Origin of the sequence: Enemella evansiae (genome assembly GCF_002250705.1) — a bacterium.
GTDB classification, from domain to species: domain Bacteria; phylum Actinomycetota; class Actinomycetes; order Propionibacteriales; family Propionibacteriaceae; genus Enemella; species Enemella evansiae.
Genome location: NZ_NMVP01000006.1, coordinates 1 through 26,915, shown reverse-complemented (window position 1 = coordinate 26,915; position 26,915 = coordinate 1). Strand labels below are relative to the sequence as shown.

General features: G+C 69.0%; 23 protein-coding genes. 8 read left to right on the top strand and 15 right to left on the bottom strand.

The window, feature by feature from the left end; all coding sequences use genetic code 11:
* Positions 1-28: 28 nt before the first annotated feature.
* Entirely contained in the window at positions 29-499 is a 471-nt protein-coding gene (gene rpsG / locus BI335_RS06370) for a 30S ribosomal protein S7 (protein ID WP_094359685.1), read from the bottom strand.
* On the bottom strand, positions 499-870 hold the full coding sequence (gene rpsL / locus BI335_RS06365) for a 30S ribosomal protein S12 (RefSeq protein WP_094359683.1): 372 nt from the start codon (positions 868-870) through the stop codon (positions 499-501). The genes rpsG and rpsL overlap by 1 nt, the downstream gene beginning before the upstream one ends.
* 239 nt (positions 871-1,109) lie before the next feature.
* On the opposite strand from rpsL, the gene BI335_RS06360 reads away from it, so the two are divergent.
* Positions 1,110-2,369, top strand: a complete 1,260-nt coding sequence (locus tag BI335_RS06360) for an alpha-hydroxy acid oxidase (protein ID WP_094429958.1) — start codon at positions 1,110-1,112, stop codon at positions 2,367-2,369.
* Positions 2,370-2,556: 187 nt separating this feature from the next.
* Here the strand turns inward: BI335_RS06360 and rpiB are convergent, their stop codons facing one another.
* Positions 2,557-3,006: a ribose 5-phosphate isomerase B gene (gene rpiB, locus BI335_RS06355; RefSeq protein WP_094429957.1), complete on the bottom strand. Its 450-nt coding sequence runs from the start codon at positions 3,004-3,006 to the stop codon at positions 2,557-2,559.
* 148 nt (positions 3,007-3,154) lie between these two features.
* On the opposite strand from rpiB, the gene BI335_RS06350 reads away from it, so the two are divergent.
* The gene (locus BI335_RS06350) at positions 3,155-3,736 is read left to right on the top strand and encodes an AAA family ATPase (RefSeq protein ID WP_208109353.1); all 582 of its coding nucleotides are present in this window, start codon (positions 3,155-3,157) and stop codon (positions 3,734-3,736) included.
* Here BI335_RS06350 and BI335_RS06345 read toward each other — a convergent pair whose 3' ends face one another.
* On the bottom strand, positions 3,737-4,267 hold the full coding sequence (locus BI335_RS06345; RefSeq protein WP_094429956.1) for a mycothiol transferase: 531 nt from the start codon (positions 4,265-4,267) through the stop codon (positions 3,737-3,739). It abuts the gene before it with no gap.
* A 123-nt stretch (positions 4,268-4,390) separates the two neighbouring features.
* On the opposite strand from BI335_RS06345, the gene BI335_RS06340 reads away from it, so the two are divergent.
* Entirely contained in the window at positions 4,391-5,221 is an 831-nt protein-coding gene (locus BI335_RS06340) for a pseudouridine synthase (RefSeq protein ID WP_208109375.1), read from the top strand.
* Positions 5,222-5,233: 12 nt separating this feature from the next.
* The gene (locus BI335_RS06335; RefSeq protein WP_094429992.1) at positions 5,234-5,728 is read left to right on the top strand and encodes a tRNA (cytidine(34)-2'-O)-methyltransferase; all 495 of its coding nucleotides are present in this window, start codon (positions 5,234-5,236) and stop codon (positions 5,726-5,728) included.
* Between the two features lie 104 nt (positions 5,729-5,832).
* Here the strand turns inward: BI335_RS06335 and BI335_RS06330 are convergent, their stop codons facing one another.
* Both BI335_RS06330 and BI335_RS06325 read right to left on the bottom strand, forming a co-directional pair.
* Positions 5,833-6,510: an HAD family hydrolase gene (locus tag BI335_RS06330; protein ID WP_094400092.1), complete on the bottom strand. Its 678-nt coding sequence runs from the start codon at positions 6,508-6,510 to the stop codon at positions 5,833-5,835.
* Between the two features lie 36 nt (positions 6,511-6,546).
* Positions 6,547-8,361, bottom strand: coding sequence for an ABC transporter ATP-binding protein (locus BI335_RS06325; RefSeq protein WP_229119472.1), 1,815 nt, complete (start codon positions 8,359-8,361; stop codon positions 6,547-6,549).
* A 99-nt stretch (positions 8,362-8,460) separates the two neighbouring features.
* On the opposite strand from BI335_RS06325, the gene BI335_RS06320 reads away from it, so the two are divergent.
* A complete protein-coding gene (locus BI335_RS06320; protein WP_094429953.1) occupies positions 8,461-8,943 on the top strand; it encodes a MarR family winged helix-turn-helix transcriptional regulator in 483 nt (160 codons plus the stop codon).
* Here BI335_RS06320 and BI335_RS06315 read toward each other — a convergent pair.
* The 3 genes from BI335_RS06315 to BI335_RS06305 are packed head-to-tail and all read right to left on the bottom strand — an operon-like array spanning position 8,898 to position 11,709.
* The gene (locus BI335_RS06315; protein WP_094427520.1) at positions 8,898-9,371 is read right to left on the bottom strand and encodes a DUF4442 domain-containing protein; all 474 of its coding nucleotides are present in this window, start codon (positions 9,369-9,371) and stop codon (positions 8,898-8,900) included. The two genes, BI335_RS06320 and BI335_RS06315, sit on opposite strands and share 46 nt — an antisense overlap.
* 56 nt (positions 9,372-9,427) lie before the next feature.
* Positions 9,428-10,078 (bottom strand): alpha/beta fold hydrolase, encoded by a 651-nt coding sequence (locus tag BI335_RS06310; RefSeq protein ID WP_094359661.1) that lies wholly within the window; start codon positions 10,076-10,078, stop codon positions 9,428-9,430.
* 38 nt (positions 10,079-10,116) lie between these two features.
* A complete protein-coding gene (locus BI335_RS06305; RefSeq protein ID WP_094359659.1) occupies positions 10,117-11,709 on the bottom strand; it encodes an SLC13 family permease in 1,593 nt (530 codons plus the stop codon).
* A gap of 97 nt (positions 11,710-11,806) precedes the next feature.
* Here BI335_RS06305 and BI335_RS06300 point away from each other — a divergent pair, with 97 nt between their 5' ends.
* Complete coding sequence (locus BI335_RS06300; RefSeq protein WP_094429952.1) at positions 11,807-12,292, top strand: aminoacyl-tRNA deacylase; 486 nt, start codon at positions 11,807-11,809, stop codon at positions 12,290-12,292.
* A 193-nt stretch (positions 12,293-12,485) separates the two neighbouring features.
* Here the strand turns inward: BI335_RS06300 and BI335_RS06295 are convergent, their stop codons facing one another.
* Positions 12,486-13,853: an MFS transporter gene (locus BI335_RS06295; RefSeq protein WP_094429951.1), complete on the bottom strand. Its 1,368-nt coding sequence runs from the start codon at positions 13,851-13,853 to the stop codon at positions 12,486-12,488.
* A complete protein-coding gene (locus tag BI335_RS06290; protein WP_094429950.1) occupies positions 13,850-15,082 on the bottom strand; it encodes a M20 metallopeptidase family protein in 1,233 nt (410 codons plus the stop codon). Before BI335_RS06290 ends, BI335_RS06295 begins: the two co-directional genes overlap by 4 nt.
* 221 nt (positions 15,083-15,303) lie before the next feature.
* Here BI335_RS06290 and BI335_RS06285 point away from each other — a divergent pair, with 221 nt between their 5' ends.
* Positions 15,304-15,885: a hypothetical protein gene (locus tag BI335_RS06285; RefSeq protein WP_094429949.1), complete on the top strand. Its 582-nt coding sequence runs from the start codon at positions 15,304-15,306 to the stop codon at positions 15,883-15,885.
* A gap of 222 nt (positions 15,886-16,107) precedes the next feature.
* On the opposite strand, the gene BI335_RS06280 is transcribed toward BI335_RS06285, so the two are convergent.
* The 4 genes from BI335_RS06280 to BI335_RS06265 all read right to left on the bottom strand — a co-directional run bounded on the left by BI335_RS06280 (position 16,108) and on the right by BI335_RS06265 (position 25,848).
* Entirely contained in the window at positions 16,108-20,022 is a 3,915-nt protein-coding gene (locus tag BI335_RS06280) for a DNA-directed RNA polymerase subunit beta' (RefSeq protein ID WP_094429948.1), read from the bottom strand.
* Between the two features lie 109 nt (positions 20,023-20,131).
* Complete coding sequence (gene rpoB / locus BI335_RS06275; RefSeq protein ID WP_172421770.1) at positions 20,132-23,620, bottom strand: DNA-directed RNA polymerase subunit beta; 3,489 nt, start codon at positions 23,618-23,620, stop codon at positions 20,132-20,134.
* A 733-nt stretch (positions 23,621-24,353) separates the two neighbouring features.
* Positions 24,354-25,316, bottom strand: a complete 963-nt coding sequence (locus BI335_RS06270; RefSeq protein ID WP_094429947.1) for a hypothetical protein — start codon at positions 25,314-25,316, stop codon at positions 24,354-24,356.
* Positions 25,303-25,848 (bottom strand): RNA polymerase sigma factor, encoded by a 546-nt coding sequence (locus BI335_RS06265; RefSeq protein ID WP_094429991.1) that lies wholly within the window; start codon positions 25,846-25,848, stop codon positions 25,303-25,305. Before BI335_RS06265 ends, BI335_RS06270 begins: the two co-directional genes overlap by 14 nt.
* Positions 25,849-26,615: 767 nt before the next feature.
* On the opposite strand from BI335_RS06265, the gene BI335_RS06260 reads away from it, so the two are divergent.
* On the top strand, positions 26,616-26,915 hold a 300-nt coding region (locus BI335_RS06260), incomplete at its 3' end, for an IS110 family transposase (RefSeq protein ID WP_144009081.1).

Below are 26,915 nucleotides of genomic sequence, written 5' to 3'. Positions count from 1 at the left end.
TACGCCTCGGCGTACCTCGAGCCTGCGATCACCAGCGGTAGTGCGCGAAGGCCTTGTTGGCCTCGGCCATCTTGTGGGTGTCCTCGCGGCGCTTCACCGCGGCCCCCAGGCCGTTGGAGGCGTCCAGGATCTCGTTCATCAGGCGCTCGGCCATCGTCTTCTCGCGGCGCTGCCGGGAGAAGGAGACCAGCCAGCGCATCGCCAGGGTGGTCTGCCGGCCCGGCTTGACCTCGACCGGCACCTGGTAGGTGGCACCGCCGACGCGGCGGGACTTCACCTCGAGGCTCGGCTTGACGTTGTCCAGCGCCCGCTTCAGGGTCTGCACCGGATCGACACCGGTCTTGGCCCGGGTGCCCTCCATGGCGGTGTAGACGATGTTCTGCGCGACCGTCTTCTTGCCGTCCAGCAGGATCTTGCTGACCAGCTGCGAGACCAGCGGCGACCCGTAGACCGGGTCGACCAGCATCGGACGCTTCGGGGCGGGACCCTTGCGAGGCATTACTTCTCCTTCTTCGCGCCGTAGAGGCTGCGAGCCTGCTTGCGGTTCTTGACACCCTGGGTGTCCAGCGAACCGCGGATGATCTTGTAGCGGACGCCCGGCAGGTCCTTCACACGGCCACCGCGGACGAGCACCATCGAGTGCTCCTGCAGGTTGTGACCGACGCCGGGGATGTAGGCGGTCACCTCGACACCGGAGGACAGCTTCACGCGGGCCACCTTGCGCAGCGCCGAGTTCGGCTTCTTCGGGGTGGTGGTGTAGACGCGGGTGCAGACACCGCGGCGCTGGGGCGAACCCTTGAGCGCGGGCGTCTTGTTCTTGCTGACCTTGTCGGTCCGGCCCTTGCGGACCAGCTGCTGGATGGTGGGCACCGGCTGCTATCTCTTTCCGTAGTACGTCATGGCGATCCCGTCGGAACCGACTGGCAGTTCCTCAAGGTGTGACTCCGTCAGGGGTGCAGTGCGCGGGGCGCATTGCGTTGTGCTTGCCGCACCCGTCACCGGAAGGCACGCTGGGGCACGCACGAAGGTTCGGGCAGGCCGAACACAAGGACCAAGACTACCCGCGGCCCGCGAAAGGGTCAAAATAGCGCGGTTGCTAGGGTCCGGGCATGACGACACCCCGGGTTCCGGATGCCCCGCCGGCGGTCCGCCGGCAGTTGCCGCGTTGGTCCCAGTTGCGCCCGTTGCTCGGTTTCCAGGCGCCCGCGCTCGGTACCCGGGCGCGGCTGGCCCGGGCGGCCACCATCGATGACCTGCGCGATCAGGCCCGTCGGCACACCCCGCGCTCGGTGTTCGACTACACCGACGGGGCGGCCGATGACGAGTCGAGCCTGACCCGCAGCCGGGAGCTGTACGCCCGGGCGGAGTTCGCGGGCCAGGTCCTGAACGACATCGCCGCGGTCGATCTGTCCACCGCGATCCTCGGTGAACAGGTGTCGATGCCGCTGGTGCTGGGGCCGACGGGTTTCACCCGGATGATGAACCACGAGGGTGAGACCGCGGTCGCCCACGAGGCCCGACGCGCCCAGGTGGCGTACTCCCTCTCGACGATGGGCACCACCCCGTTGGAGCGGGTCGCCGAGGTGTCGGGCCCCAACCCGCACTGGTTCCAGCTCTATCTGTGGCAGGACCGGCCGGCCTCGATCGAGCTGATCGAACGGGCCAGGGAGTCCGGTTATTCGGCGCTGGTGGTGACCGTGGACACCGCGGTCGCCGGCAACCGGTTGCGCGATGTCCGCAACGGGCTGACGATCCCGCCGAAGCTGACCCCGAAGACCTTCCTCGACATGGCCACCCACCCGGGTTGGTGGGGGAATCTGCTGACCACCGAACCGCTGGAGTTCGCCTCCCTGTCGAACTGGGAGGGCACGGTCGCGGAGATGATCAACAAGATGTTCGATCCCTCGGTGACCTGGGACGACGTGGCCTGGCTGCGCGGCATGTGGCCCGGAAAGGTCGTGCTGAAAGGGATCCAGAGCGCCGAGGACGCGGTCCGCGCCTTCGATCTCGGGGTCGATGCGGTGCTGATCTCCCAGCACGGCGGCCGGCAGATCGGCCGGGGCCGCCCGCCGTTGCGGGTGCTGCCGGAGGTGCGGGATGCGGTCGGCGGCGAGCGCGAGGTGTTCGTCGACGGTGGGGTGATGAGCGGTGCGGACGTGGTCGCCGCCCTGGCCCACGGCGCCGACTCGGTGTGGGTCGGCCGGGCCTACCTCTACGGCCTGATGGCCGGTGGTCATCTGGGGGTACGCCGGGCGCTGGAGATCTTCCGCTCCGAGATCACCCGCACCATGCAGCTGCTCGGGGTGTCCCGGATCGCCGACCTGCGTCCCGAATACGTACGCCTCCCCGTCGACCCGACCGTCGCCTGAGCCCCGTCGGGTCGGCTGAGCGAGCGAGGAACGAGCGAGTCGAAGCCCCTCCGGCGAGACACCAGAAAGTGTCACCAGACCCCTGCTGCAACTGGTGTCCGGCTACAGGTTCTGGTGTCTCGTCGCCGTTCTGTCGCCAGCGCCCCGGGCCGGGCCCGCCTCAGCCCCGCGGACCGGCGTACCCGGCTCAGAGTTCGTCGCCGGACTCGATCTTCTCGAACAGCGCGACCCGGTCGGCGTGCCGACCGCCCTCGAACTCGGCGCCGAGGAAGGCGTCGACGATGGCCTTGGCCATGTCCACCCCGACGAACCGCTCCCCCAGCGCGAGCATGTTGGCGTCGTTGTGCCGGCGGGCCATCTGCGCGGAGAACGGCTCGGTGCACACCACGCACCGGGCGCCCGGGACCTTGTTCGCCGCGATCGAGATGCCGATCCCGGAGCCGCAGACGATGACCCCGCGCTCGGCCTCACCGCCGACGACCAGGTGGGCGGCCCGCGAACCCCAGATCGGATAGTCGGTGCGCTCGGCGCTCAGCGTGCCGGCGTCGATCACCTCATGCCCGAGCCCACGCAGGTGCTCGGCGAGCTCGTTCTTCAGGGTGAATCCGGCGTGGTCGGCGCCGACGGCGATCTTCATGAGTTCTCCAGCTGGCTCGGATGGCGGGCGAGGGCGATCCTGCCACAGCCGCGGCGCCCGTGCCGGGCGTACGCCTTCGGTCCTCGACCTCGCCCAGCTTTCCACCCCCGGTTACCCCCCATTCATCCGCAGCACACACAATGGCTGCGTGATTTCGGAAGAGCAGCCCGGGCGGGACCTCAACCCGCCGCCCGCGACCGAGCGGGGCCGCGTCATCGTGATCACCGGCGCGATGGCGGCCGGCAAGTCCACGGTGGCGGCGCTGCTCGCCGAACAGCTGCACCCGCGCTCGGTGCACATCCGCGGTGACGCGTTCCGCCGGATGGTGATCAACGGGCGGGCGGAGATGACCCCGGATCCCGATCCGGAGGCGCTGCGGCAGCTGCACCTGCGCTATTCGTTGGCCGCCGCGACCGCCGACCGCTACGCCGACCACGGCTTCGACGCGATCGTCCAGGACGTGATCATCGGCGCCGAACTGTCCCAGTTCATCGACCTGATCGACAGCCCGTCGCGCTACCTGGTGGTGCTCTCCCCCAGTCTGTCGGCGCTGGAGTGGCGGCAGGAGCAGCGCGCCAAGGCGGGCTCGGTCTATTTCTCCCCCGGTGCGATGGACACCGCACTGCGCCAGGAGACGGCCCGGATCGGCTACTGGCTGGACTCCTCCAGCCAGACCCCCGAGGAGACCGTCGGCGACATCCTCGGCAACCTCGACCAGGCCCGGGTCTGACTATTCCCCGGTACGCCCGTCCGCGGCCTCGGCGAGCAGGTCGGCATGGCCGGCGTGGCGGCCGTACTCCTCGATCAGGTGCAGCAGCCAGCGCAGATTGATCCGGGTCTCCCCGTCGCGCAGGGTGCCGGCCGACAGGGCGTCCAACGAATCGACCTCGGCGATGATCCGGTCGCTCCGCTCGACGGCGGCCCGCCAGTCCCGCCGCAGCTCGTCACCCGGCAGTTGGGCGGCCCGGTGCCAGTCCCAGTCGGCGTCCTCGGCCCAGGGGGCGCTGCGCCACGGCTCGCTCGGGGCCCCACCGAGCCAGACATGGGTGAGCCAGTGGTCCTCGACGAAGGCCAGATGGCTGAGCAGCCCACCCAGGGTCATCGTCGACGGCGCCAGCGGCCAGCGCAGTGCGGCATCGTCCATGCCGGCGGTCTTCCATTCGATGGTGTCGCGGAAGTAGTCGAGGTAGCCCTGCACCGTGGTCCGCTCGTCGGCCGTCGCCACCAGGCCGGGGTCGGTGCGCTCATCGGGGAGGTCCATGGTCGGTCACGCTAGCCTCGGCGGGTGCCACCACGCTCGCCATTACCGCCGCGCCACGGGCTGCAGGCCGCCTGGCTGCGGACGCCGGACCGCGGCAAGGAGCCGCCGGGGGCGTGGGCGACGATGCGGGACTTCCTGGTGGCGCGTTTGGGGCCGCTGGGTGCCGACGGGGTGGATCGGATGCTTGCCGCGGGCGAGTTCGTGGATGCCGCCGGCCGGCCGCTGACCGGTGCGGAGGCGTACACCCCGCACACCTTCGTCTGGTTCCACCGCGAGCTGCGCGCCGAGCCGCGGGTGCCGTTCGAGTTGCGGGTGGTGTACGCCGACGAGCGGATCGTGGTGGTGGACAAGCCGCACTTCCTGTCCACGATCCCGCGCGGACGGCACGTCACCGAGTCGGTGGTGGTCCGGGCCCGGCAGCAGCTCGACCTGCCCGGGCTCGGGCCGGCGCACCGATTGGACCGGCTCACCGCGGGCCTGGTGCTGCTGACCACCGAACCGCGCTGGCGGGCGGCGTACCAGCAGGTCTTCGAACACCGGCTGGTGAGCAAGCGCTACCTGGCCCTGGCCAACCACGACCCGAGGCTGGCGCTGCCGCGGACCGTCCGCTCGCACATCGTGAAACGCCGCGGATCCCTGCAGGCACAGGAGATCCCGGGTCTCGAGCCGAACGCGGAGACCCTGGTCGAACGGGATGAGGTGCGCGGTCGGTACGCGCGCTATCGGCTCACCCCGCGCACCGGGCGCACCCATCAACTGCGGCTGCACCTGAACTCGCTCGGCCTGCCGATCCTCGGCGACCCGCTCTATCCCGAGGTGCTGGACGTCGACATCGACGACTTCTCGACCCCGCTGCAACTGCTGGCCGCCGAACTGGAGTTCACCGACCCGGTCGACGGCCGGCCGCGACGCTTCGTCAGCGAGCGCACACTGGACTGGCCGACGGTGGAATAGTTGTCCTCGATCATGAACAGCGAACCACGACTCAGCGGCTGCCCGATCCGGCTGCTCTTCCACGAGCCCCGGATCCCGGGCAACACCGGCGCCACGATCCGGCTGGCGGCGGCCACCGGTTGCGAACTGCATCTGGCCGGGCCGCTCGGGTTCGAGCTGGACGACACCCGGTTGAAGCGGGCCGGCCTGGACTACCACGATCTGGCGCATCTCGTTGTACACAAGGACATCGAGGCCGCCTACGAGGCGCTGCTGCCGGCCCGGGTGTGGGCGTTCACCACCGGTGGGACGCGCGGCCACGCCGAGGTGACCTACGCCGAGGGCGATGTGTTGCTGTTCGGCCCGGAGCCGACCGGGCTGGCGCCCGAGGTGCTCGCCGACGAGCGGATCACCGAGCAGCTGCGGATCCCGATGCTGGCCGGGCGCCGGTCGCTGAATCTCGCGACCAGCGCCGGCGTCGCGGCCTATGAGGTGTGGCGCCAGTTCGGCTTCCGCGGCGCCGTCTGAACCGAGGGCTGCGATCCATCGATCCTTGCGTACATCCATCGCGTCCTGGAGCACTCCATGGATGCACCCAGGGTTCGATGGATGGCGAGAGCGAGACCTACGACCTACGCCGCGGTACCCGGTGTCGGCAGTTCCGCGAGCAACCCGCCGGTGAGCCCGTCGAGATCGTCGAGCACCGCGCTCGCCCGGGCCAGCACGTCGGCGGGCGGCGGGTGGAAGTGCGGCGGGATCGCCACCACCGCCATCCCGGCGTTCAGTGCGGAGCGGATCCCATTGGCGGAGTCCTCCACCGCGACCGCCCGCTGCGGCTCCACCCCGAGCCGGCGGCAGCATTCGGCGTACCCGTCGGGCGCGGGTTTGCCGGCGGCGACCTCCTCGGTGGAGACGGTGGCCGAGAACAGCTCGGTGACGCCGAGTTCGGCCAGGGCGGCGTCCAGCAGCACCCTGGGTGAGCTGGTGGCGGCGCCGAGCAGCCCGGTGGCGGCATGCATCCGGCGAACGGCGTCGACGGCGCCCGGGAGCACCGGCAACCCGCGGTGGTAGTGCTCGAGCATCCCGTCGATGGTGCGCTTCGCGACCTCCTCGGGCGTACCGCGGACACCGACCGTCTCGGCCAGGTAGCGGCTCCACTCCGGGGTGGACATGCCGAGCATCGCGCTCGTGGCATCCGCGGGCCAGTCCCGGCCATCGGCCGCCGCGAGCCCGCGGCGCACCTCGTCCCAGAGGTGTTCGGTGTCGATCAAGGTGCCGTCCAGGTCGAAGACCACTGCTGCCACATCCATGGCTTCACCCTCCCATGCGCCGTGGAGCGAGCGGGTTCAGGCCGCCACCCCGGCCAGCCGGGCGTACCGGCCACCCCGCGTACTGAGTTGATCATGGTCACCGATCTCGGCCACCCGACCATGATCGAGTACGACGATCTGGTCGGCTGCCGCGACCGTGGAGAGCCGGTGCGCGATGGTGATCGTGGTGCGCCCCTGGACCAGTTCGTCGAGGGCGCGCTGCAGTTCACGCTCGGTCTCGTTGTCCAGGGCACTGGTCGCCTCGTCGAGGACCAGCACCTTCGGGTCCCGCAGCAGGGTGCGGGCGACGGCCAGCCGCTGCTTCTCCCCGCCGGAGAACCGGTAGCCGCGGGATCCCACCACCGTGTCCAGCCCCTCGGGCAGACCGGTCACCAGCTCATCGATCTGGGCGGCGGCCAGCGCCCGCCAGAGGACGTCCTCGTCGGCGTCCGGGGCGGCGAGCAGCAGGTTCTCCCGGATGCTGGCATGCACCAGATAGGGGTCCTGGCTGACCACGCCGACGATCCGGGCGAGGTCGGCGAAGGCCAGGTCCCGCAGGTCGATGCCGTCGATGGTGACCCGCCCCGCGCTCGGATCGTGCAGCCGGGAGACCAGCGCGGCGAGGGTGCTCTTGCCCGAGCCGGTCTCCCCGACCAGGGCCAGCGCACTGCCGGCGGGCACCGTCAGGTCCACCCCGGCCAGGGCATCGGAGTCGGCGTCCGGATAGCGGAACCAGACATCGGAGAAGCGCACCTCGCCGCGGATTCGATCATGGTCGACCGCCACCGGGCGCTCGGGTTCGGCGACATCGATCGGCAGGTCGAGATAGCCGAAGATCCGGCTGAACACCGCCATCGAACTCACCCACTGCACGCCCACCGACAACAGCCCGAGCACCGGGCGGAAGATCGTCGCCTGCAGGGCGCTGAACGCGACCAGGGTGCCGATGGTCATCCCGCCGGAGGTGATCGGGAAGCCGGCGGCCAGATAGATGAGCGCCGGGATGGTGGCGAAGACGATGGTCATCGTCGACATCCGCCAGCGACCGGAGAGCTGGGAGGCGACCTCCAGGCGGGCGATGTCGCCGGAGGCCCGGTCGAAATCCGAGCCGGTGCGGTCGGTGGCACCGAGGGTCTTGATCAACAGGGCACCGGAGACCGAGAGCCGCTCCTCGATCTGGGACTGCATCCGGGCTCGCTGGCGGGCGAGTGCGGAGGTCTTGTCGCGGCGCAGCTGCGCGACCCGGCGGCTCACCCAGATGGCCGGTGGCAGCACCACCAGCGACAGCAGCGAGAGCCGCCAGCTGAGCGCGGCCATCGCGATCGCGGTGCCGACGGCGGTGGTCACATTGGAGGCGATCGAGGTGGCGGTGGTGGTGACCACGTTCTGCATCCCGGAGATGTCGTTGGTCAACCGGGACTGCACCTCACCGGAGCGTTCCCGGGTGAAGAAGGACATCGACTGGCGCTGCAGGTGCGCGAAGACCCGGGTACGCAGGGTGTGCATGATCTGCTGGCCGATGCTGGTGGACAGCCAGGTCTGCAGCACCCCGAGCACCGAGGTGGCGACGGCGATGCCGATCATGCCGGCGACCAGCCAGAGCAGCAGCCGGGTGTTGCCGTGCGGCAGCGCGTCGTCGATCACCGAGCGGACCAGGAATGGCTGCGCGAGCGAGATCACCGAGGAGGCGATGATCAGCGCCATCACCGCGGTGACCGCCGGCCAGCGGCCACGGAAGAGGGCCAGCACGCGGCGCGCACTGACCGGGGATTCGGCGAGCTGGGCGCGGTCGGCGGCTTCTTCCCGCTCGGAACCGCGGCGGCGGCCGCCGGAGGAGTCGAGCTGACTCACAGGCTCTCCTCTCGTCAGGGGATTCGGGCGTGGCGTCGCTCCCATTTAATGAGGCAACCTCACAATGAGGCTAACACCGCATCCGCTAGGTTTGTTCCCATGGACGATGGGTCGGATGCCGGTGAGCTGGGTGATCTGGTACGCCGGACCTCGCGTGCGCTGCGCCGGATCACCGTGGCCGCCGCCGAGCCGTACGGGCTGAGCCCGCACCAGCTGCGCGCCCTGCGGGTGATCGCCGAGGCCGATCGGCCGCGGCCCTCCGATGTGGCGGAGCGGTTGCACATCCAGGCCCGCTCGGCCACCGATGTGATCGATCAGCTGGTCGGCAGTGGCCTGGTGGAGCGGACCCCGCATCCCGAGGACCGTCGGGCGAGCCTGCTGCACTGCACCGCGGCCGGTCGGCGGGCACTGACGGCGATCGAGGCCGAGCGCGGGGCCGCCACAGCGGCGTACTTCGCGGTGCTCGAGCCGGCCGAACGCACCACCTTGACCCAGCTGCTGCAGCGCCTCAACGCCGAGGGTCCGGAGTGCCCGACTCAGCCGGCGGCCGGGACCGAGGCCCCGCGGTGGCGGCGCACATAGACCTGCCGGCGAACCTGCGCGACCACCTCGCCGTGCCGGTCGGTGATCGGGAATTCGAACCAGGGCAGGGATTTTCCGCCATCGGCGGTCTCCGTGCGGACCCGTTCCAGTTCCTCGTCACTGAGCTCCATCCGGGCGGTGACGACTCCCCTGCCCGGCCTGATGAACCGGGTCTCGGCCGCGGCGTCCCAGACGTTGTAGCCGCGCCCCAGCCGGTGGATCAGCAGCAGCGCGTGGAAGGCGTCGGTCATCGACTGCAGCGAGCCACCGAAGGCGGTGCCGTGGATATTGCTGTTCAGCCGCCGGGGGTGCAGCTCGACGGTGGCCGAGGTCCAGTCCGGCGCGATCTCCTTCACCACGATCCCGGCGCCCAGGAACGGGGGCCAGATCCGCATCCCCCACTTGAGGGTCGTCGGTGTGTACCGCATGAGGGACAGCATTGCCTACCGGCGAGTAACTTTCAAGGGGTGTCTCGGCGCGGGGCTCAGGGCAGGCGTTCGCGGATCCCGCCGACGAAGCCGTAGAGCAGCTCGTTGAACGCGGCCGGGGCATCGCTGGGCGCCTCCCCCGCGGCGTCCACCTGCTCGAACCGGGCCCCGCCGACCCCGGCGGCGACCAACCGGCCACCGGCGGTACCGGCGCGGTCCCGGTTGCCGACCACGACCAGGGTGGGTACGCCGATCTGCTGCAGCGGCGGCCCGGCCTCGCTGCCGGCCAGCTGATCCAGCATCCGCAGCATCGCGTCCTTGTCCACCCCGCGGGCCGCGAGCCGGCGGCGGGACATCGCCCGCACCGCGAGCCGTTGCGCGGTGACCGCCCAGCGCGGCGGGTTCACCTGCGGGGCGCTGAGCACCAACCCGGCGATCCGGTCGTCGCCGATGGTGGCGTGCAGCGCGACCAGCGCGCCCAGTCCGTGCCCACACAGGTAGGCGCGGTCCGCGCCGTGCTGCAACAGCACCGAGGACACCTCCGAGACCGCGTCGTCGAGGGAGAAGTCCTGCTGCCCACCGGGCCGGGTACCGCGCAGCCAGGGCGCGGCGGCCGGCAGATCGGCGGGCAGCTGTTGCACCTGCTCCTGCCAGGACTGCGGGGTCTGCCCCAGGCCGTGCAGGAAGACCAGCAGCTCATTCGCCATTGGGCCAGCCTAGTTGGCCCCGGTGATCGGCCGACGGTTCAGCCGAGGGTGATCTGGAAGACCTGCACCGCCAGGGTCATGGTGACCAGGGTGATCAGCACGATGCCGATCAGGTTGAGCCAGATGCCGCCCTTGACCATCTGCCCGATGGTCACATAGCCCGAGCCGTAGGCGATCGCGTTCGGCGGGGTGGCCACCGGCAGCATGAACGCACAGGTCGCGGCCAGCGCCACCGGGATGGTGAGCAGCAGCGGATCGGCGCCGATCCCCATCGCCACCCCGCCGGCGACCGGCAGGAAGGTGGCGGCGGTGGCGGTGTTTGAGGTGATCTCGGTGAGGAAGAGCACCCCGGCGGAGGCGATCGCGACCAGCAGCACGACCGGTACGCCGCCGAGCCCGGCGGCCTGCTCACCGATCCACTTGGTCAGCCCGGAGGAGGAGAATTGCGCCGACAGCGCGAGGCCGCCGCCGAACAGCAGCAGTACGCCCCAGGGCAGCTTGACCGCCGACTCCCAGTCGAGCAGGCGTACGCCCCGCTTGGTGCCGGCCGGCAGCAGGAAGAGCAGCAACCCGACCGTCATCGCGATCCCGGCGTCGCTGATCGGCACGCTGTCACCGAAGATCAGCGGGACCGCGATCCAGGCGACCGCGGCCAGCACGAACATCACCAGCACCCGGATCTCACCGGAGGAGACCTTGCCGAGCTTCTCCAGCTCGTCGTCCATCAGCCTGCGTCCGCCGGGGATCTCGGAGATCTCGGCCTTGAACAGCACCTTGGTGAGCAGGAACCAGCAGATCACCAGGAAGACCACCGACAGCGGCACCCCGACCAGCATCCACTGGCCGAAGCCGATGGTGATGTCGTGCTCGCGGGCCAGGTAACCGACCAGCAGGGTGTTCGGTGGCGTACCGATGATCGTGCCGAGCGAACCGAGCGAGGCGGCGTACGCGATGCCGAGCATCAGCGCGGTGCCGAAGTTGGACCGGACGACCGCCTCCTTGACCTCGGCGGACTCGGGGTCGGCGCCCTCGACCCGCTCACCGAGGCGGGTGACCAGCATCAGCACCGAGACGCCGATCGGCAGCATCATCACCGCGGTGGCGGTGTTGGAGACCCACATCGAGAGGAAGGCGGTGGCGATCATGAATCCGGCGACCACCGCCGACGGCCTGGTACCCATCGCGCGCACGGTGAGCAGCGCGAGCCGGCGATGCAGGTTCCAGCGCTGCATCGCCAGCGCCAGCAGGAATCCGCCCATGAACAGGAAGATCACGTTGTTGCCGTAGGACCCGCCGACGGTGTCGAACTTCGCGCCGCCGATGGTCGGGAAGACGATCAGCGGAACCAGTGCGGTGGCCGGGATCGGGAGCGCCTCGGTCATCCACCAGATGCCCATCAGCACGGCGGTGGCGGCGGTGATCCGGGCGGGGCGCGGGACCTCGCCGGGCATCAGGAAGAAGACCGCCAGGCCGAGCAGTACGCCGGCCGCCAGACCGATCATCCGGATCCGGAACTCGCGGCTGCCGAGGGCAGGCTGCTGCTCGCCGGGTGAGCGGTGGTCGACCTCCGCTCCCCGGTTCGGGTCAGGGTTCAGGTCGCGCAGATGGTCACCAGGAACGGATGCCGGCATGAGGCGGCCCTCCTTCGGGTCGTCTCGAACAGTGGACGCGGGTCGATCAGGCTATCCCCCACTCAGGGGCGAATCAACCGGTGCCAGAATGCCCACCATGGACGCAGCCACCCAGGACGGTGCCGAACGGGCGAAGCGGGCCCTCGAGGCCGCCGGGATCGACCACTCGGTCACCCGGCACGGGCCGGTGCGGTCGCTGGCGGAGGCCGCGGTGGCGCGTGGGGTCGAACCGGGGCAGATCATCAAGACGATGGTGGTCCGCCGCGGCGCGGAGGACCATCTGTTCGTGCTGGTGCCGGGTGATCGGCAGATCTCCTGGCCGAAGCTGCGCGACCTGCTCGGGGTGTCCCGGATCTCCATGCCCGATGCGGATGCCGCCCGGGAGGTGACCGGTTACGTGCGTGGCACGATCACCCCGTTCGGTTCGCTGCGGCAGCTGCCGGTGATCGCCGACAAGCGGATCAGCGGCACCGTCTCGATCGGCGGCGGTGCGCCCGGTGTCGCGGCCACCGTGGCCGCCGACGACCTGGTCCGGGTGCTGGACGCCCAGGTCGCCGACGTCACCGACGCCAACCCCGGCTGAGACCCCGCGTCACCCCACCCGACCATCCACCGAATCACCGCGAGGGGCTTCGACGACTGGGCCGAAGAGCGGGGTCATCGCGCGCCGCGCGCGAGCCGACGTCACGGGAGGCGAGCGTCCAGCGGCGCGCCCCCGCGATGCAGGCCCACCAAGGAGAAGACCCCCGCGTCACCCCACCCGACCATCCACCGAATCACCGCGAGGGGCTTCGACGACTGGGCCGAAGAGCGGGGTCATCGCGCGCCGCGCGCGAGCCGACGTCAGACGAGAGGTCGATGCCGCGGGTCTCCCGCAGCGAGAGGATGGTGCCGGCCGAGACCAGCAGCAGCGCGATGGCATAGATCGGGAAGAGCAGCTTCTGGTCCGGGTAGCGCCCGACGAGGGCCTGCTGGATCAGCGGGGCGGTGCCGCCGAAGAGTGCGATGCAGATCGAATACGGGACACCGACCCCGGCGGTCCGGACCCGGGTCGGGAACATCTCGGCGTACATCGCCGGCGCGATCGCCGAATAGGCCGACAGCGTGATCATCATCGTGCCCATCGCGATGAACAGCGACAGCGGGGTGTTGGACAGCACCGCATTCATCGGGATGAACAGCGCCGCGGAACCGAGCACCGAGAACAGCGCCACCTTCTTGCGCCCGATCCGGTCCGACAGCCAGCCATAGACCGGCAGCAGCGCGACGAAGATCAGGTTGGCCGCGACGCCGACCCAGAGTGCCGGTGCGGCCGGGATCTTGAGCTGGTTCTGGGCGTACGCCGGGGCGTTGACCGCCCAGGCGTAGTAGGCGACGGTACCGCCGCTGGTCATCAGGATGACCTGCAGCGCCTGCCGCCAGTGCGCCGCAATGTCTTTGAGCAGTGGGATCTTCGGCTCGTCGGTCTGCGCCACGTCCGCGACGAAGGTCTCCGATTCGATCATTCCCTTGCGCATGTAGAGGGCGTACAACCCGAATGCCGCGCCGAGCAGGAACGGGATCCGCCAGCCGAAACCGGACATCTGGTCCCTGCTGAGCACGGTGGCCAGCAGCGCACCGACCGCGAGCGCGATCATGTTGCCCGCGGTGCCGGAGACATAGATCCACGACGACCAGAGACCGCGCCGTTCCCGCGGCGCCTCCTCGACCAGATAGGTCTGCGCCGAGGGCAGTTCGCCACCGTGCGCGAGACCCTGCAGCAGGCGGGCACAGAGCAGCCAGATCGAGGCGACGACGCCGACGGTGTCGAACTCCGGCGCCAGACCGATCAGCAGCGAACCGACCGAGGCGGCCGCAACGCTCAGCATCAAAGAGAATTTGCGCCCCTTGCGGTCCCCCACCCAGCCGAACAGGAACCCACCGAGGGGACGGGCGAGGAAGCCGACGGCGAAGACGGCCAGGGTGCTGAGCACCGCCGAGGTGGGATCGGACCTGTCGAACAGATGCGCGGCCAGGAAGGCGCTCATCGCGGTGTAGACGTTCCAGTCGTACCACTCCAGGGCGTTGCCCAGACCGGTGCCGAGCAGCGTCTTGCGGATCGATTGGCGCGGTGCGGACGGCGGCGTGACCGCCGCGCTGCTCATTGCTTTTCCTGCGTCGACAGGGATTCCAGCCGGTCGATGGCGAGCTGGGCATAGAGGGCGGCACCGTCGACGAGCACCTGGTCGTCGAAGGTCGCGAACGGTGAGTGGTTGTACGCCGCGGTCGCCGGATCCACGCCCGGACCGACCGCGGAAAGGAAGGCGAAGGCCCCCGGCACCTCGTCCAGCACCCGGGAGAAGTCCTCGGAACCGGCGACCGGATTCACCATCGGCACGAACCGCTGCTCACCGAACAGTTCGGTGGTGGTGCGGGCCAGGAAGTCGGTCTCGGCCCGGTCGTTGATCGTCAGCGGGTACTGAAACTGGTACTCCACCTCGGCGTCCAAGCCGTGCGCCCGCGCGATCCCGGTGACCAGCCGCGGCAGATCCTCCCGCAGCCGTTCCTGGTTCTCGGTGGAGAAGGAGCGCACGGTCGCCTCGATCTCCGCACTGGCAGGGATCACGTTGGCCTTGGTGCCGGCGACCAGTCGGCCGACCGTCACCACCACGGGGTCGAACATGTCGAAGTGCCGGGTGACCACGGTCTGCAACGCGGTGGTGATCTCGGCGGCCACCACCACCGGATCCTTGGCGCGGTGCGGGGCCGAACCGTGCCCGCCGGCACCGTGCACCGTCACGTGCAGCACGTCGGAGGCCGACATCAGCGGGCCGGGCCTGCTGGCGAACAGCGCTGGCGGCATCATCGCCGACATCACGTGCAGCCCGTACGCCGCGTCCACGCGGCGACCGGCCAGGTCGAGGATGCCCTCGCGCACCATGTACGCCGCGCCGTCGTAGCCCTCCTCGCCCGGTTGGAACATCAGCACCACGTCACCGGGCAGCCGATCCCTGCGGTCGTCGAGGATCCGCGCGGCACCGACCAGCATCGCGGTGTGCAGGTCGTGCCCGCAGGCGTGCATCGTGCCCGCGACGCGCGAGCTGTAGTCGACCCCGGTCTCCTCCTGGACCGGGAGCGCGTCCATGTCGGCGCGCAGCAGCACCGTCGGCCGCCGGTCGGCCGGCGTACCAGCACCGGCTCCGCCGCGGAGCACCGCGCCGATACTGCTGACCTCCCTGCCCAGGGTGGTCTCCAGGGCCAGGCCGTCGAGCTCGGCGAGCACCCGCTCCTGGGTCCGCGGGAGCTCCAGCCCGAGTTCGGGTTCACCGTGCAGCTCCCGCCGGAAGCGCCGCAGTTCGTCCTGCTGGCTCCGGGCATCCTCGATCACGCTCATCTGCTTCTCCCTCGTCGATGTGCACCACCCGCCACCATGGCACTCGGCCCCGGGGTGGGTGAAGCCGGTGTCCACGACCTACCGGAGTGTCAATTGCAACGATTCGGTCACGCTTGGAACTCCTGCCGGAGTGGCCAGGTCGGGCGGGCGGGGGCCCGGCCTACGTTCGGCCTCGGAATCGCACTCTTCCCATCATCATCTGCATTCCGGAAGGATCACCCATGCTCCGCAGCAAACTTCTCGCCGCCAGCCTGGCCGGCGGTCTCGCGTTCTCCGGGGCGTACGCCCTCAGCGCCCAGGCCGCCCCGACGCCCACGCCGAAGCCCTCCGCCGCCTCGACCCCGGATCAGAACCTCCCGATCTCGAAGGACAGGATCGGGGCCAAGCGCGCCGGTGGAGAGGCGGGCATCTCGGACATGACCTCGGACAAGCCGTCCTACGCCGCCGGGGAGAACTACACGCTGACCGTCGAGGTCACCACCAACACCGACGGTGCCTACGTGGTGAACTACAGCAAGGTCACCGGCGCCACCTGCCAGGGCAGCGGGTCCACCACGGTGACCTTCTCCGGCCTGAACGGGAAGCCGGCGTCGAAGACCACCAGCTTCACCTGCACGATCAACCGGTTCCCGGTGAACGGGACCGTGACGCTGCAGACCCCCAAGGGTGTCGAGGAGCTCGGCGGTCCGGTCGATTACACCATCGGCGGTTCGCTGCCGGGGACCCCGCCCCCGACGAAGAAGCCCACCAAGAAGCCGACCGAGAAGCCGAGCACCGGCGGCCTGGCCAACACCGGCGTCTGATCCCTACCCGATCCCCAGGCACAGAGCAGGGCCCCGGAACTCCGGTTCCGGGGCCCTGTTGCATGTCGGCCGGTTCGGGTCGTCCGTACATCAGGCTGACGAGCGTGCGTGAAGCTGGCGTACCCCCGGAGGACGCGAAAGGGCCCCGGGACCGAAGTCCCGGGGCCCTCCCCCTGTCTCAACCGATGGCTTCGACTCGCTCAGCCGGCGTAGGAGACTCGATCAGCGGTATTCGCCGAGATCGAAGTCGTCCAGCGGCACCGAGGCACCCGAACCCGAACCGAAGGCGTAGTCGTACGGGTCGTAGCTCATCGAGTACGACGCCGCCTTGGCCTCCGCGGTCGGCTCGACCCGGATGTTGCGGTAGCGCTCCAGACCGGTACCGGCCGGGATCAGCTTGCCGAGGATGACGTTCTCCTTCAGACCGACCAGGGAGTCGGACTTGCCGTGGATGGCCGCGTCGGTGAGCACCTTGGTGGTCTCCTGGAAGGAGGCCGCCGAGAGCCACGACTCGGTCGCCAGCGACGCCTTGGTGATACCCATCAGGACCGGACGGCCGGAGGCCGGCTGGCCGCCCTCGGCGACCACCTTGCGGTTCTCCGACTCGTACGCCCCACGATCGGCCCAGTCGCCCGGCAGCAGGTTGGTGTCACCGGACTCGATCACCGTGATCCGCCGCAGCATCTGGCGGATGATGATCTCGATGTGCTTCTCGTGGATGGCGGCACCCTGCGTGCCATACACCTTCTGCACCTCGGCCACCAGGTGCTCCTGCACCTTGCGGACACCGAGGATGCGCAGCACGTCCTGCGGATCCGGCGTACCGGCGGTGAGCTGCTGACCAACGGTCACCCGCTCCCCATCGGTGACCTCGAGCCGCGCCCGGCGACCCACCGGCACCTCGAGCTCCTCCTCGCCGTTGTCCGGCACCAGGAAGACCTTGCGCGAACGCTCGCCCTCCTCGATCCGGATCCGGCCGGCGAACTCGGCGATCGGCGCCTTGCCCTTCGGGGTACGGGCCTCGAAGAGCTCGACCACACGGGGCAGACCCTGGGTGATGTCGTCGCCCGCCACACCACCGGTGTGGAAGGTACGCATCGTCAGCTGGGTACCGGGCTCGCCGATGGACTGGGCCGCGACGATACCGACGGCCTCGCCCACGTCGACCAGCTTGCCGGAGGCCAGCGACCGGCCGTAGCAGGCCGCGCAGGTCCCGGTGACGGCCTCGCAGGTGAGTACCGAGCGCACCTTGACCGAGGTCACCCCGGAGTTGACCAGCAGCGCGATGTTCACATCGCCGAGGTCGACACCGGCCGGTACCAGCACCTCGCCGGTCTTCGGGTCGGTGACGTCGACGGCCAGCGTCCGGGCGTACACCGCGGTCTCGACGTTCTCCGCCGCGGCGACGGTCGCACCCTCCTCGAAGGGCTCGGCCGGCTCCCGGGTCGGACGACCGTTGGCGTCGGTACCGGGCTTGGTCCACTCGGCGATCACCTTGTTCAGGCCGCGCTCGGTCCCGCAGTCCTCCTCGCGGATGATCACGTCCTGCGACACGTCCACCAGACGACGGGTCAGATAACCCGAGTCGGCGGTCCGCAGCGCGGTGTCGGCCTGGCCCTTACGGCCACCGTGGGTGGAGATGAAGTACTCCAGAACCGTCAGGCCCTCACGGAAGTTGGACTTGATCGGCCGCGGGATGATGTCGCCCTTCGGGTTGGCCACCAGGCCACGCATGGCGGCGATCTGACGCATCTGCGTCATGTTTCCGCGAGCACCCGAGTGCACCATCATGTAGATGGGGTTGGTCTCGGTGAAGTTCTCCTCCATCTCCTTGGTCAGCACCGCGGTCGCGTCGGTCCAGATCTCGATGAGTTCCTGGCGCCGCTCGTCCTCGGTGATCAGACCGCGCTCCCACTGCTTGTCGATCTTGGTGGAGCGGTCCTCGTAACCCGCCAGGATCTCCGGCTTGTTGGCCGGGGTCTGGACGTCGGAGATGGACACCGTGACACCGCTGCGGGTGGCCCAGCGGAAGCCGAGCTCCTTCAGCGCGTCCAGGCAGGTGGCCACCTCGACCTTCGGGTAGCGCTCGGCGAGATCGTTGATGATCACACCCAGTCGCTTCTTGCCGACCTCGGCGTTGACGAATGGGTAGTCCGCCGGCAGCGCCTCGTTGAAGATGGCCCGGCCGAGGGTGGTCTCCAGCAGGATCGACCCGTCGGCGCGCAGCTCCGACCCCTCCGGCGGCACGATGTCGCGCAGCCGCAGCCGGATCTTGGCGCCGATCGCCAGCTCGCCCAGGTCGAAGGCCATCAGGGCCTCCGCCACCGACCCGAACACCCGGCCCTCACCGAGGGAGCCCTCGCGCTCCTGGGTGAGGAAGTAGTGCCCGATGATCATGTCCTGGGTGGGCATGGTCACCGGCCGGCCGTCGGCCGGCTTGAGGATGTTGTTGGTCGACAGCATCAGGATCCGGGCCTCGGCCTGCGCCTCTGCGGACAGCGGCAGGTGGACCGCCATCTGGTCGCCGTCGAAGTCGGCGTTGAAGGCGGTGCAGACCAGCGGGTGGATCTGGATGGCCTTGCCCTCGATCAGCTGCGGCTCGAAGGCCTGGATGCCCAGGCGGTGCAGCGTGGGGGCACGGTTCAGCAGCACCGGGTGCTCGGAGATGACCTCTTCGAGGACGTCCCACACGACCGGGCGCTGCCGCTCCACCATCCGCTTGGCGGACTTGATGTTCTGGGCGTGGTTCAGGTCGTCCAGCCGCTTCATCACGAACGGCTTGAACAGCTCCAGCGCCATCGCCTTGGGCAGACCGCACTGGTGCAGCTTGAGCTGCGGGCCGACCACGATGACCGAACGGCCGGAGTAGTCGACGCGCTTGCCGAGCAGGTTCTGACGGAACCGGCCCTGCTTGCCCTTCAGCATGTCCGAGATCGACTTCAGCGGGCGGTTGCCCGGGCCGGTCACCGGACGGCCACGACGGCCGTTGTCGAACAGCGAGTCCACGGCCTCCTGCAGCATCCGCTTCTCGTTGTTGACGATGATCTCCGGCGCACCCAGGTCGAGCAGTCGCTTGAGCCGGTTGTTCCGGTTGATCACGCGGCGATAGAGGTCGTTCAGGTCGGAGGTCGCGAAGCGGCCACCGTCCAGCTGCACCATCGGACGCAGGTCCGGCGGGATGACCGGGACGCAGTCCAGCACCATGCCGGTCGGGCTGTTGTTGGTCTGCAGGAACGCCGAGACCACCTTGAGCCGCTTCAGGGCGCGGGTCTTGCGCTGGCCCTTGCCGGTCTGGATGGTCTGGCGCAGCGACTCGGCCTCGGCCTCCAGGTCGAAGTCCTGCAGCCGCTTCTGGATCGCGGCGGCACCCATCGAACCCTCGAAGTACTTGCCGAAGCGTTCCTTCATGGCGCGGTAGAGGATCTCATCGCCCTCGAGATCCTGGACCTTGAGGCCCTTGAAGCGGGCCCAGACGGCGTCGAGCCGGTCGAGATCGCGCTGCGCGCGGTCGCGGAGCTGCTTCATCTCCTTCTCGGCGGCGTCCTTGACCTTCTTCTTCTGCTCGCCCTTGGCGCCCTCGGCCTCGAGGGTGGCCATGTCCTCCTCGAGCTTCTTCATCCGGTTCTCGATGTCGGAGTCGCGCCGGTTCTCCAGCTGCTTGCGCTCCACATCGACCTTGCCCTCGAGCGAGGACAGGTCGCGGTGCCGCGCGTCCTCGTCGACGGAGGTGATCATGTACGCCGCGAAGTAGATGACCTTCTCCAGGTCCTTCGGGGCGATGTCGAGCAGGTAGCCCAGGCGGGAGGGAACGCCCTTGAAGTACCAGATGTGGGTGACCGGGGCGGCCAGCTCGATGTGGCCCATCCGCTCCCGGCGGACGCCGGAACGGGTCACCTCGACGCCGCAGCGCTCGCAGATGATGCCCTTGAACCGGACCCGCTTGTACTTGCCGCAGTAGCACTCCCAGTCCCGGGTGGGACCGAAGATCTTCTCGCAGAACAGGCCGTCACGCTCGGGCTTGAGCGTGCGGTAGTTGATCGTCTCGGGCTTCTTGACCTCACCGTGGGACCACTCGCGGATCTCGTCCGCGGTGGCCAGACCGATTCGGAGTTCGTCGTAGAAGTTGACGTCGAGCAATGTGTTTCCTCTGTGTTCGTGCGGGGCGTACGCCGCCCCGCTGCGTCAAGCTCTGCTGTTGTGGGAGGGGTACGCCGCAGCGCGCGCTGCGGCGTACCCCCCTTGGGGGTCAGACCTCTTCGACTCCGGCGAAGCCCTCACCCGGGCGACGCGACAGGTCGATGCCGAACTCCTCGCTGGCGCGGTAGTTGTCCTCATCGGACTCGCGCAGCTCGACCACCGTGCCGTCGGAGCTGAGCACCTCGACGTTCAGGCAGAGAGACTTCATCTCCTTCACCAGCACCTTGAACGACTCCGGGATGCCCGGCTCGGGGATGTTCTCGCCCTTGACGATCGCCTCGTAGACCTTGACCCGGCCCTGGACGTCGTCGGACTTGATGGTCAGCAGCTCCTGCAGGGCCCAGGCGGCGCCGTACGCCTCGAGTGCCCAGACCTCCATCTCGCCGAACCGCTGGCCACCGAACTGCGCCTTACCGCCCAGCGGCTGCTGGGTGATCATGGAGTACGGACCGGTGGAGCGGGCGTGGATCTTGTCATCGACCAGGTGGTGCAGCTTCAGCATGTACATGTAGCCGACACCGATCGGGTCCGGGTAGGGCTCGCCGGAGCGGCCGTCGAAGAGCCGCGCCTTGCCGGAGCCGTCGACCAGCTTGAGGCCGTCGGCGGTCGGCAGACCGTTCTCCAGCAGACCGGAGAGCTCCTGCTCGGTGGCACCGTCGAAGACCGGGGTGGCCAGGCGCTGGTCACCCTGAACCATGCCGATCCCGTTCTCCACCAGGCGCTTGGCCCACGGCTCGTCGACCTCGGTGACATCCCAGCCGGTCTTGGCGATCCAGCCGAGGTGCAGCTCCATCACCTGTCCGACGTTCATCCGGGAGGGGACGCCGAGCGGGTTCAGCACGATGTCGACGGGGGTGCCGTCCTCCAGGAACGGCATGTCCTCGACGGGCAGGATCTTGGAGATCACGCCCTTGTTGCCGTGCCGGCCGGCGAGCTTGTCGCCGTCGGAGATCTTCCGCTTCTGGGCCACGTAGACCCGGACCAGCTGGTTCACACCCGGGGCGAGTTCGTCACCCTCCTCGCGGTCGAAGACGCGGACGCCGATGACCGTGCCGGCCTCGCCGTGCGGCACCTTCATCGAGGTGTCGCGGACCTCGCGCGCCTTCTCGCCGAAGATCGCGCGCAGCAGCCGCTCCTCCGGGGTCAGCTCGGTCTCACCCTTCGGCGTGACCTTGCCGACCAGGATGTCGCCGGTGCCGACCTCGGCGCCGATGCGGATGATGCCCCGCTCGTCGAGGTTGGCCAGCATCTCCTCGGAGACGTTGGGGATGTCGCGGGTGATCTCCTCGGCACCGAGCTTGGTGTCGCGGGCATCGACCTCGTGCTCCTCGATGTGGATCGAGGTGAGCACGTCGTCCTGCACCAGTCGCTGGGACAGGATGATCGCGTCCTCGTAGTTGTGGCCCTCCCACGGCATGAACGCCACCAGCAGGTTGCGGCCCAACGCGATCTCCGCGCTGTCGGTGGCCGGCCCGTCGGCCAGCGGCGTACCGGGCTCGACCCGGTCCCCCGCGGTGACCAGCGGACGCTGGTTGATGCAGGTGCCGGCGTTGGAGCGGTTGAACTTGTGCAGCCGGTAGGTCTGGTAGGTGCCGTCGTCGCAGGCGATCTCGACCAGGTCGGCCGAGACCGAGGAGACGACGCCCGCCTTGGCGGCCACGGTCACCTCGCCACCGTCGACGGCGGCGCGGTATTCCATGCCGGTGCCGACGAACGGACGGTCGCTGCGGATCAGCGGCACCGCCTGACGCTGCATGTTGGCACCCATCAGGGCGCGGGAGGCGTCGTCGTGCTCGAGGAACGGGATCAGCGCGGTCGCCACCGACACCATCTGGCGCGGCGAGACGTCCATGTACTGCACTTCCTCGCGCGGGATGGTGTCCACCTCGCCGTGCCGCTTGCGGACCAGCACGCGCTCCTCGGCGAACGACCCGTCGTCGTTGAGCACCGCGTTGGCCTGCGCGACCACGTAGCGGTCCTCCTCATCGGCGGTGAGGTAGTCGATCGTGTCGGTGACCACACCGTCGGTGACCCGGCGGTACGGGGTCTCGATGAACCCGAACGCGTTCACCCGGCCGAAGGAGGCCAGCGAGCCGATCAGGCCGATGTTCGGGCCTTCGGGGGTCTCGATCGGACACATCCGGCCGTAGTGCGAGGGGTGCACGTCACGGACCTCCATGCCCGCGCGGTCGCGGGACAGGCCGCCCGGGCCCAGCGCCGAGAGGCGGCGCTTGTGGGTGAGACCGGCGAGCGGGTTGTTCTGGTCCATGAACTGGGACAGCTGCGAGGTGCCGAAGAACTCCTTCAGCGCAGCCACCACCGGACGGATGTTGATCAAGGTCTGCGGGGTGATCGCCTCGATGTCCTGGGTGGTCATCCGGTCGCGCACCACGCGCTCCATCCGCCCGAGGCCGGTACGCAGCTGGTTCTGGATCAGCTCGCCGACGGTCCGCAGGCGACGGTTGCCGAAGTGGTCGATGTCGTCCTCTTCGACGATGATCTCTGCACCGTCGGCGGCCGGCAGGGTCTCCTGGCCCTCGTGCAGCGCCACCACGAAACGGATCGCGGAGACGATGTCGTCGATGGTCAGCACCTGCTGGTCGAACGGCTGATCAAGGCCGAGCTTCTTGTTGATCTTGTAACGACCGACCTTGGCCAGGTCGTAGCGCTTCGGGTTGAAGTAGTAGTTCTCCAGCAGCGCTTGGGCGGCCTCGCGGGTCGGCGGTTCACCCGGACGGAGCTTGCGGTAGATGTCGAGCAGCGCGTCGTCCTGACCGCTGGTGGCGTCCTTCTCCAGGGTGAGCCGCATCGACTCGTACTGGCCGAACTCCTCCAGGATCTGCTCGTCGGTCCAGCCGAGGGCCTTGAGCAGCACGGTGACGTTCTGCTTGCGCTTGCGGTCCAGGCGTACGCCGACCATGTCGCGCTTGTCGACCTCGAACTCGAGCCAGGCACCGCGGGACGGGATCACCTTGCAGGTGAAGATGTCCTTGTCGGAGGTCTTGTCGGGGGTCTGCTCGAAGTAGACGCCCGGGGAACGCACCAGCTGGGAGACCACGACACGCTCGGTGCCGTTGATCACGAAGGTGCCCTTGTCGGTCATCAGCGGGAAGTCACCCATGAAGACGGTCTGGGACTTGATCTCGCCGGTGTCGTTGTTCATGAACTCGGCGGTCACGAACAGCGGGGCGGCGTAGGTGACGTCGCGGTCCTTGCACTCATCGACCGAGAACTTGGGGTCCTCGAAGCGGTGGTCGCGGAACGACAGCGACATCGTCTGGGAGAAGTCCTCGATCGGGGAGATCTCCTCGAAGATCTCCTCCAGCCCGGACTTCGTGTTCACGTCGGTCCGTCCCTCGTCCAGGGCGGCCTGGACCCGGTCCTGCCAGACCTGGTTGCCGATCAGCCAGTCGAAGGAGTCGACCTGCAGATCGAGCAGGTCCGGGACTTCCATCGGTTCGGCGATCTTGGCGAAAGAGATCCGCCCAGTGGGGGAGACGACGTTGGTGTTCTTCGAGGCAGTGCGCGAGGCGGCCAACAGCTTGGTCCTTCCGAGAACTCGCAGGCGTTCTGTTCTGTGCATGCTGAACGACCCTTGTCAAGCACGGTCTGACGAGCAGGGAACCGGACGAGGGTCGAATCTACGCGGGGCAAACCCCTACACTACCCGAAAGTACGCCCACTGTAAAGCGCGGGCGCAGCGCTGACCAGAACGGTCAAATCATCGCCGGTGGGAACCAGCGGTCGAACGCTCGCGAAAAGCATACTCACGTCCGGGCCGTTGGCAAGTATCCGGGCGGAAACCGCCGTGTCGCGGGGCTCTGGCACGCTCATCGAGTGGGCCGCCATGCGGAGCGAAGCGGAGCAATGGCGGCCGTGTCGAGATGAGCCGAGCCGGCGACTCGACGAGGCAAAGCTGCTGTTGCGCTCCCTGGCGCAAATGCATCCCCGACACGCGAAACCCCGGCTGCAGTCGCGCTGTCCAGCGCAACTGCAGCTCATCGCCGGCGTGTCGTCCAACCGCCCCAGGTCGAGCAGATGCCTGCAGCGCACCGATCCGCGCGCTCGGGCCCAAGCCACCCTCGCCCGTCGGAATCTGCGGCTCGATTCGCGATCGAAGAGCAAACCGGCCAATTCCTGGATCGAGCCGCAAATTCCGACGGCCCAGAGGAGATGAACCCGTAGGTTCACGTCCGGGACTCCGGTCTGACGCACGTTCGTTGGGTTCGCGCCCCGTGTGCCGTGCGCCCGAACGACCGTGCGTCAAGCGGTCAGCGGCACTGGTACATCTCGATCTCGGGATTTGTTTCCGTCCGCTTGCAGGTCATCCCAGGCAGCGGAACCCACGGTGGTGACCCGTCGACCAGACGTTCCTCGACCACCACGGTCGCCCCGACGTACGGCTGGTCGGGGTCGTCGATCGCCGGCCCCACCCGCCGCTGCTCCAGAATGCGACCGGTCACCGGATCGAGCAGGAGCGTGGCCCGAACCCCCGGCCCGCGCATCGGCTCGGTCCGACTGATGATCTTCGCCGGCCTGCCCAGGGAGTCCACGCCGTCGCGCACCGTGACATTGGTGAGCCGGGGCAGCACCTTGATCAGCGCGGCCCGGTGCTCGGGGTCCGGGTTCTCCACCAGGGCATACCCCACGGCCTCCCAGACCGCCTCATCCTGGTTCAGCGACCCGGTCGCCCGCGCCCGCAGCGCGATCTCCAGCGAGACCGGGTTGGTGGGCAGGTCCGCCCACGGTGTGTAACCCATCAAGGGCCCCCGCGAGATGTAGACGGTCTGCTTGTCGTTCTGCCTGGTCCGCGTGGTCGCGATGCCCCCCGGTGAAGGCAACCATTCCTCCCGATCGATCTCGCCACCGGCATAGCGGTTGCTGTTATCGTCACGGCCGGGCTGGGTGCGCCGGTAGTAGTACTCCCCCGGCCCGGGCTGCAGCGACTTCTGCCGTTCGGCCCGCTCGGCGAGCGGTGTGAGGTCGGCGTACGCCGTCGGAGAACCGCGGAAGACGACCGCCGGGATCGCGAGCAGGGCACAGACCACGCCTACCAGTACCAGGCGGCGGGCCCCGGTGCAGCGCAGCCGCCGGCGCGGCTCCGGTTCGGCGGGTTCGGCGGTGATCTCCCGATGCAGGCGGGCCAGTCCGATGCGGGTCTGGTCGGGATCAGCCGTCGGGTCCGGGCGCAGCCGGGTGAGCACGTCGAAGGTGGAGTTGTCAGACGTTCGCATTGCATTCCCCCGCTTGGTCGGTTCGGTTGATTTGCCCGCGCGAGCGAGCCGCGCCGGCCGGCATGTCGGGGGCGCCGGCGGCTCTCTCCAGTCGCGCCCGGGCCCGGTGCAGGCGTACCCCGAAGGTCGCCCGGGACACCCCGAGGACCTGGGCGGCCTCGGCCGAGCTGAGCCCGTCCCAGGCGATCAGCAGCAACAGCTCGCGGTCGGTCTCGCTGAGTGCGGCGAGCGCACGCAGCGCCTGGTCGCGTTCAGTGGCGGTGACCTCGGCCGAGGCTGCGGCCAGCGACTGCCAGTCCGGCGGCGGTCGATCCCGCTCCCGGGTTCGCTGCCGCAGTTGTTCGGAGATCACCTGGCGGGCGGTCACCAGCAGCCAGGGCAGCGGATTGGGCGGCAGGTCCGCACGACGCCGCCAGGCGATCAGGAAGGTCTGGGCGACGACGTCATCACAGCTGGATTCGTCCACCCGACGGCGGCAGTACTGGCGCACCCGCGGGCTGTGCGCCGCATACAGGGCGGTGAAGTCGTCCATGTCCACACCCCGTACTGGTCCGGCAGCCCCGTTTGTTACATCCAATCAGGGGACGGGCTCCGACACCTTCCCCACGACCGGGTTCGTGGTCCGGGCACCCGGTTGTGCGACCGGGCACCCACAACTGCGTGGCGGAATCGGGTGCCCGGTCGCACCTTTGGGTGCCCGGACGAAGCAGCGGCCTGGAGCGCGAGCGGGGAGAAACCGATGCCGCCGGGCCCCCGCGCTCATCGAGTAGGCGGGCCATGCGCAGCGGATCGGAGCAATGGCCGCCGTGTCGAGATGACCGACCCGCTCCGCGACCAACCTCCCGCTGCACAGGCGCGGCGGATGCACCGCACCAGGAGGCCGCTGCGCTCCCTCACGACCAGACTCGCCGTCCGGGCACCCAGGGGGTGGACATCCCCGGGCGATGTGGACGAGCGCGCCTGCTGACTCAAGCGTCTCGTCCACATCGCTGGGCATGCACACCCCCTGGGTGGGGCACATCTCGACACAGTGAGGATGGTGGTGGGGGTCCGGTGGCCTTGGGGATGATGTCTTTGGGGTCTGGGTTGTTCGTTTGACCGATCTCGACACTGGCGCTGTTGGTTGGGTGCCTTGAACGCGACTTGTCGACGGCCGGCCCGCCGGGCCCCTCTTTCGGTTTGGATGGCCAGACCGGGCGGGTGTGACTTGATAGGACCTTGATCGGTGTCTCATCACTGTGGTGTCCGCCCGGCCTGGGAGGTCATCCCTCGATCCAGTTGTAGAGGGAGACATCACCCATGATGACCACCAACCATGCCACGCCTCAAGACCCGACCCCGGTGGTGGCCGGGGTCGATACTCATCAACGCACCCATCACGCGGTCGTGCTCACCGAGACCGGGGTGTTGTTGGCTGATCGGGAGTTCCCGGTCTCCCGCGCGGGTTATGCCGCGTTGGTGGACTGGGTCGCCGGCCACGGACCGATCACCGCGATCGGGGTCGAGTCGACCGGTTCGTATGGGGCCGGGTTGACGGTGCATCTGCTGGCGGCCGGGATCGAGGTGATCGAGGTCAACCGGCCCGATAAGACCACCCGG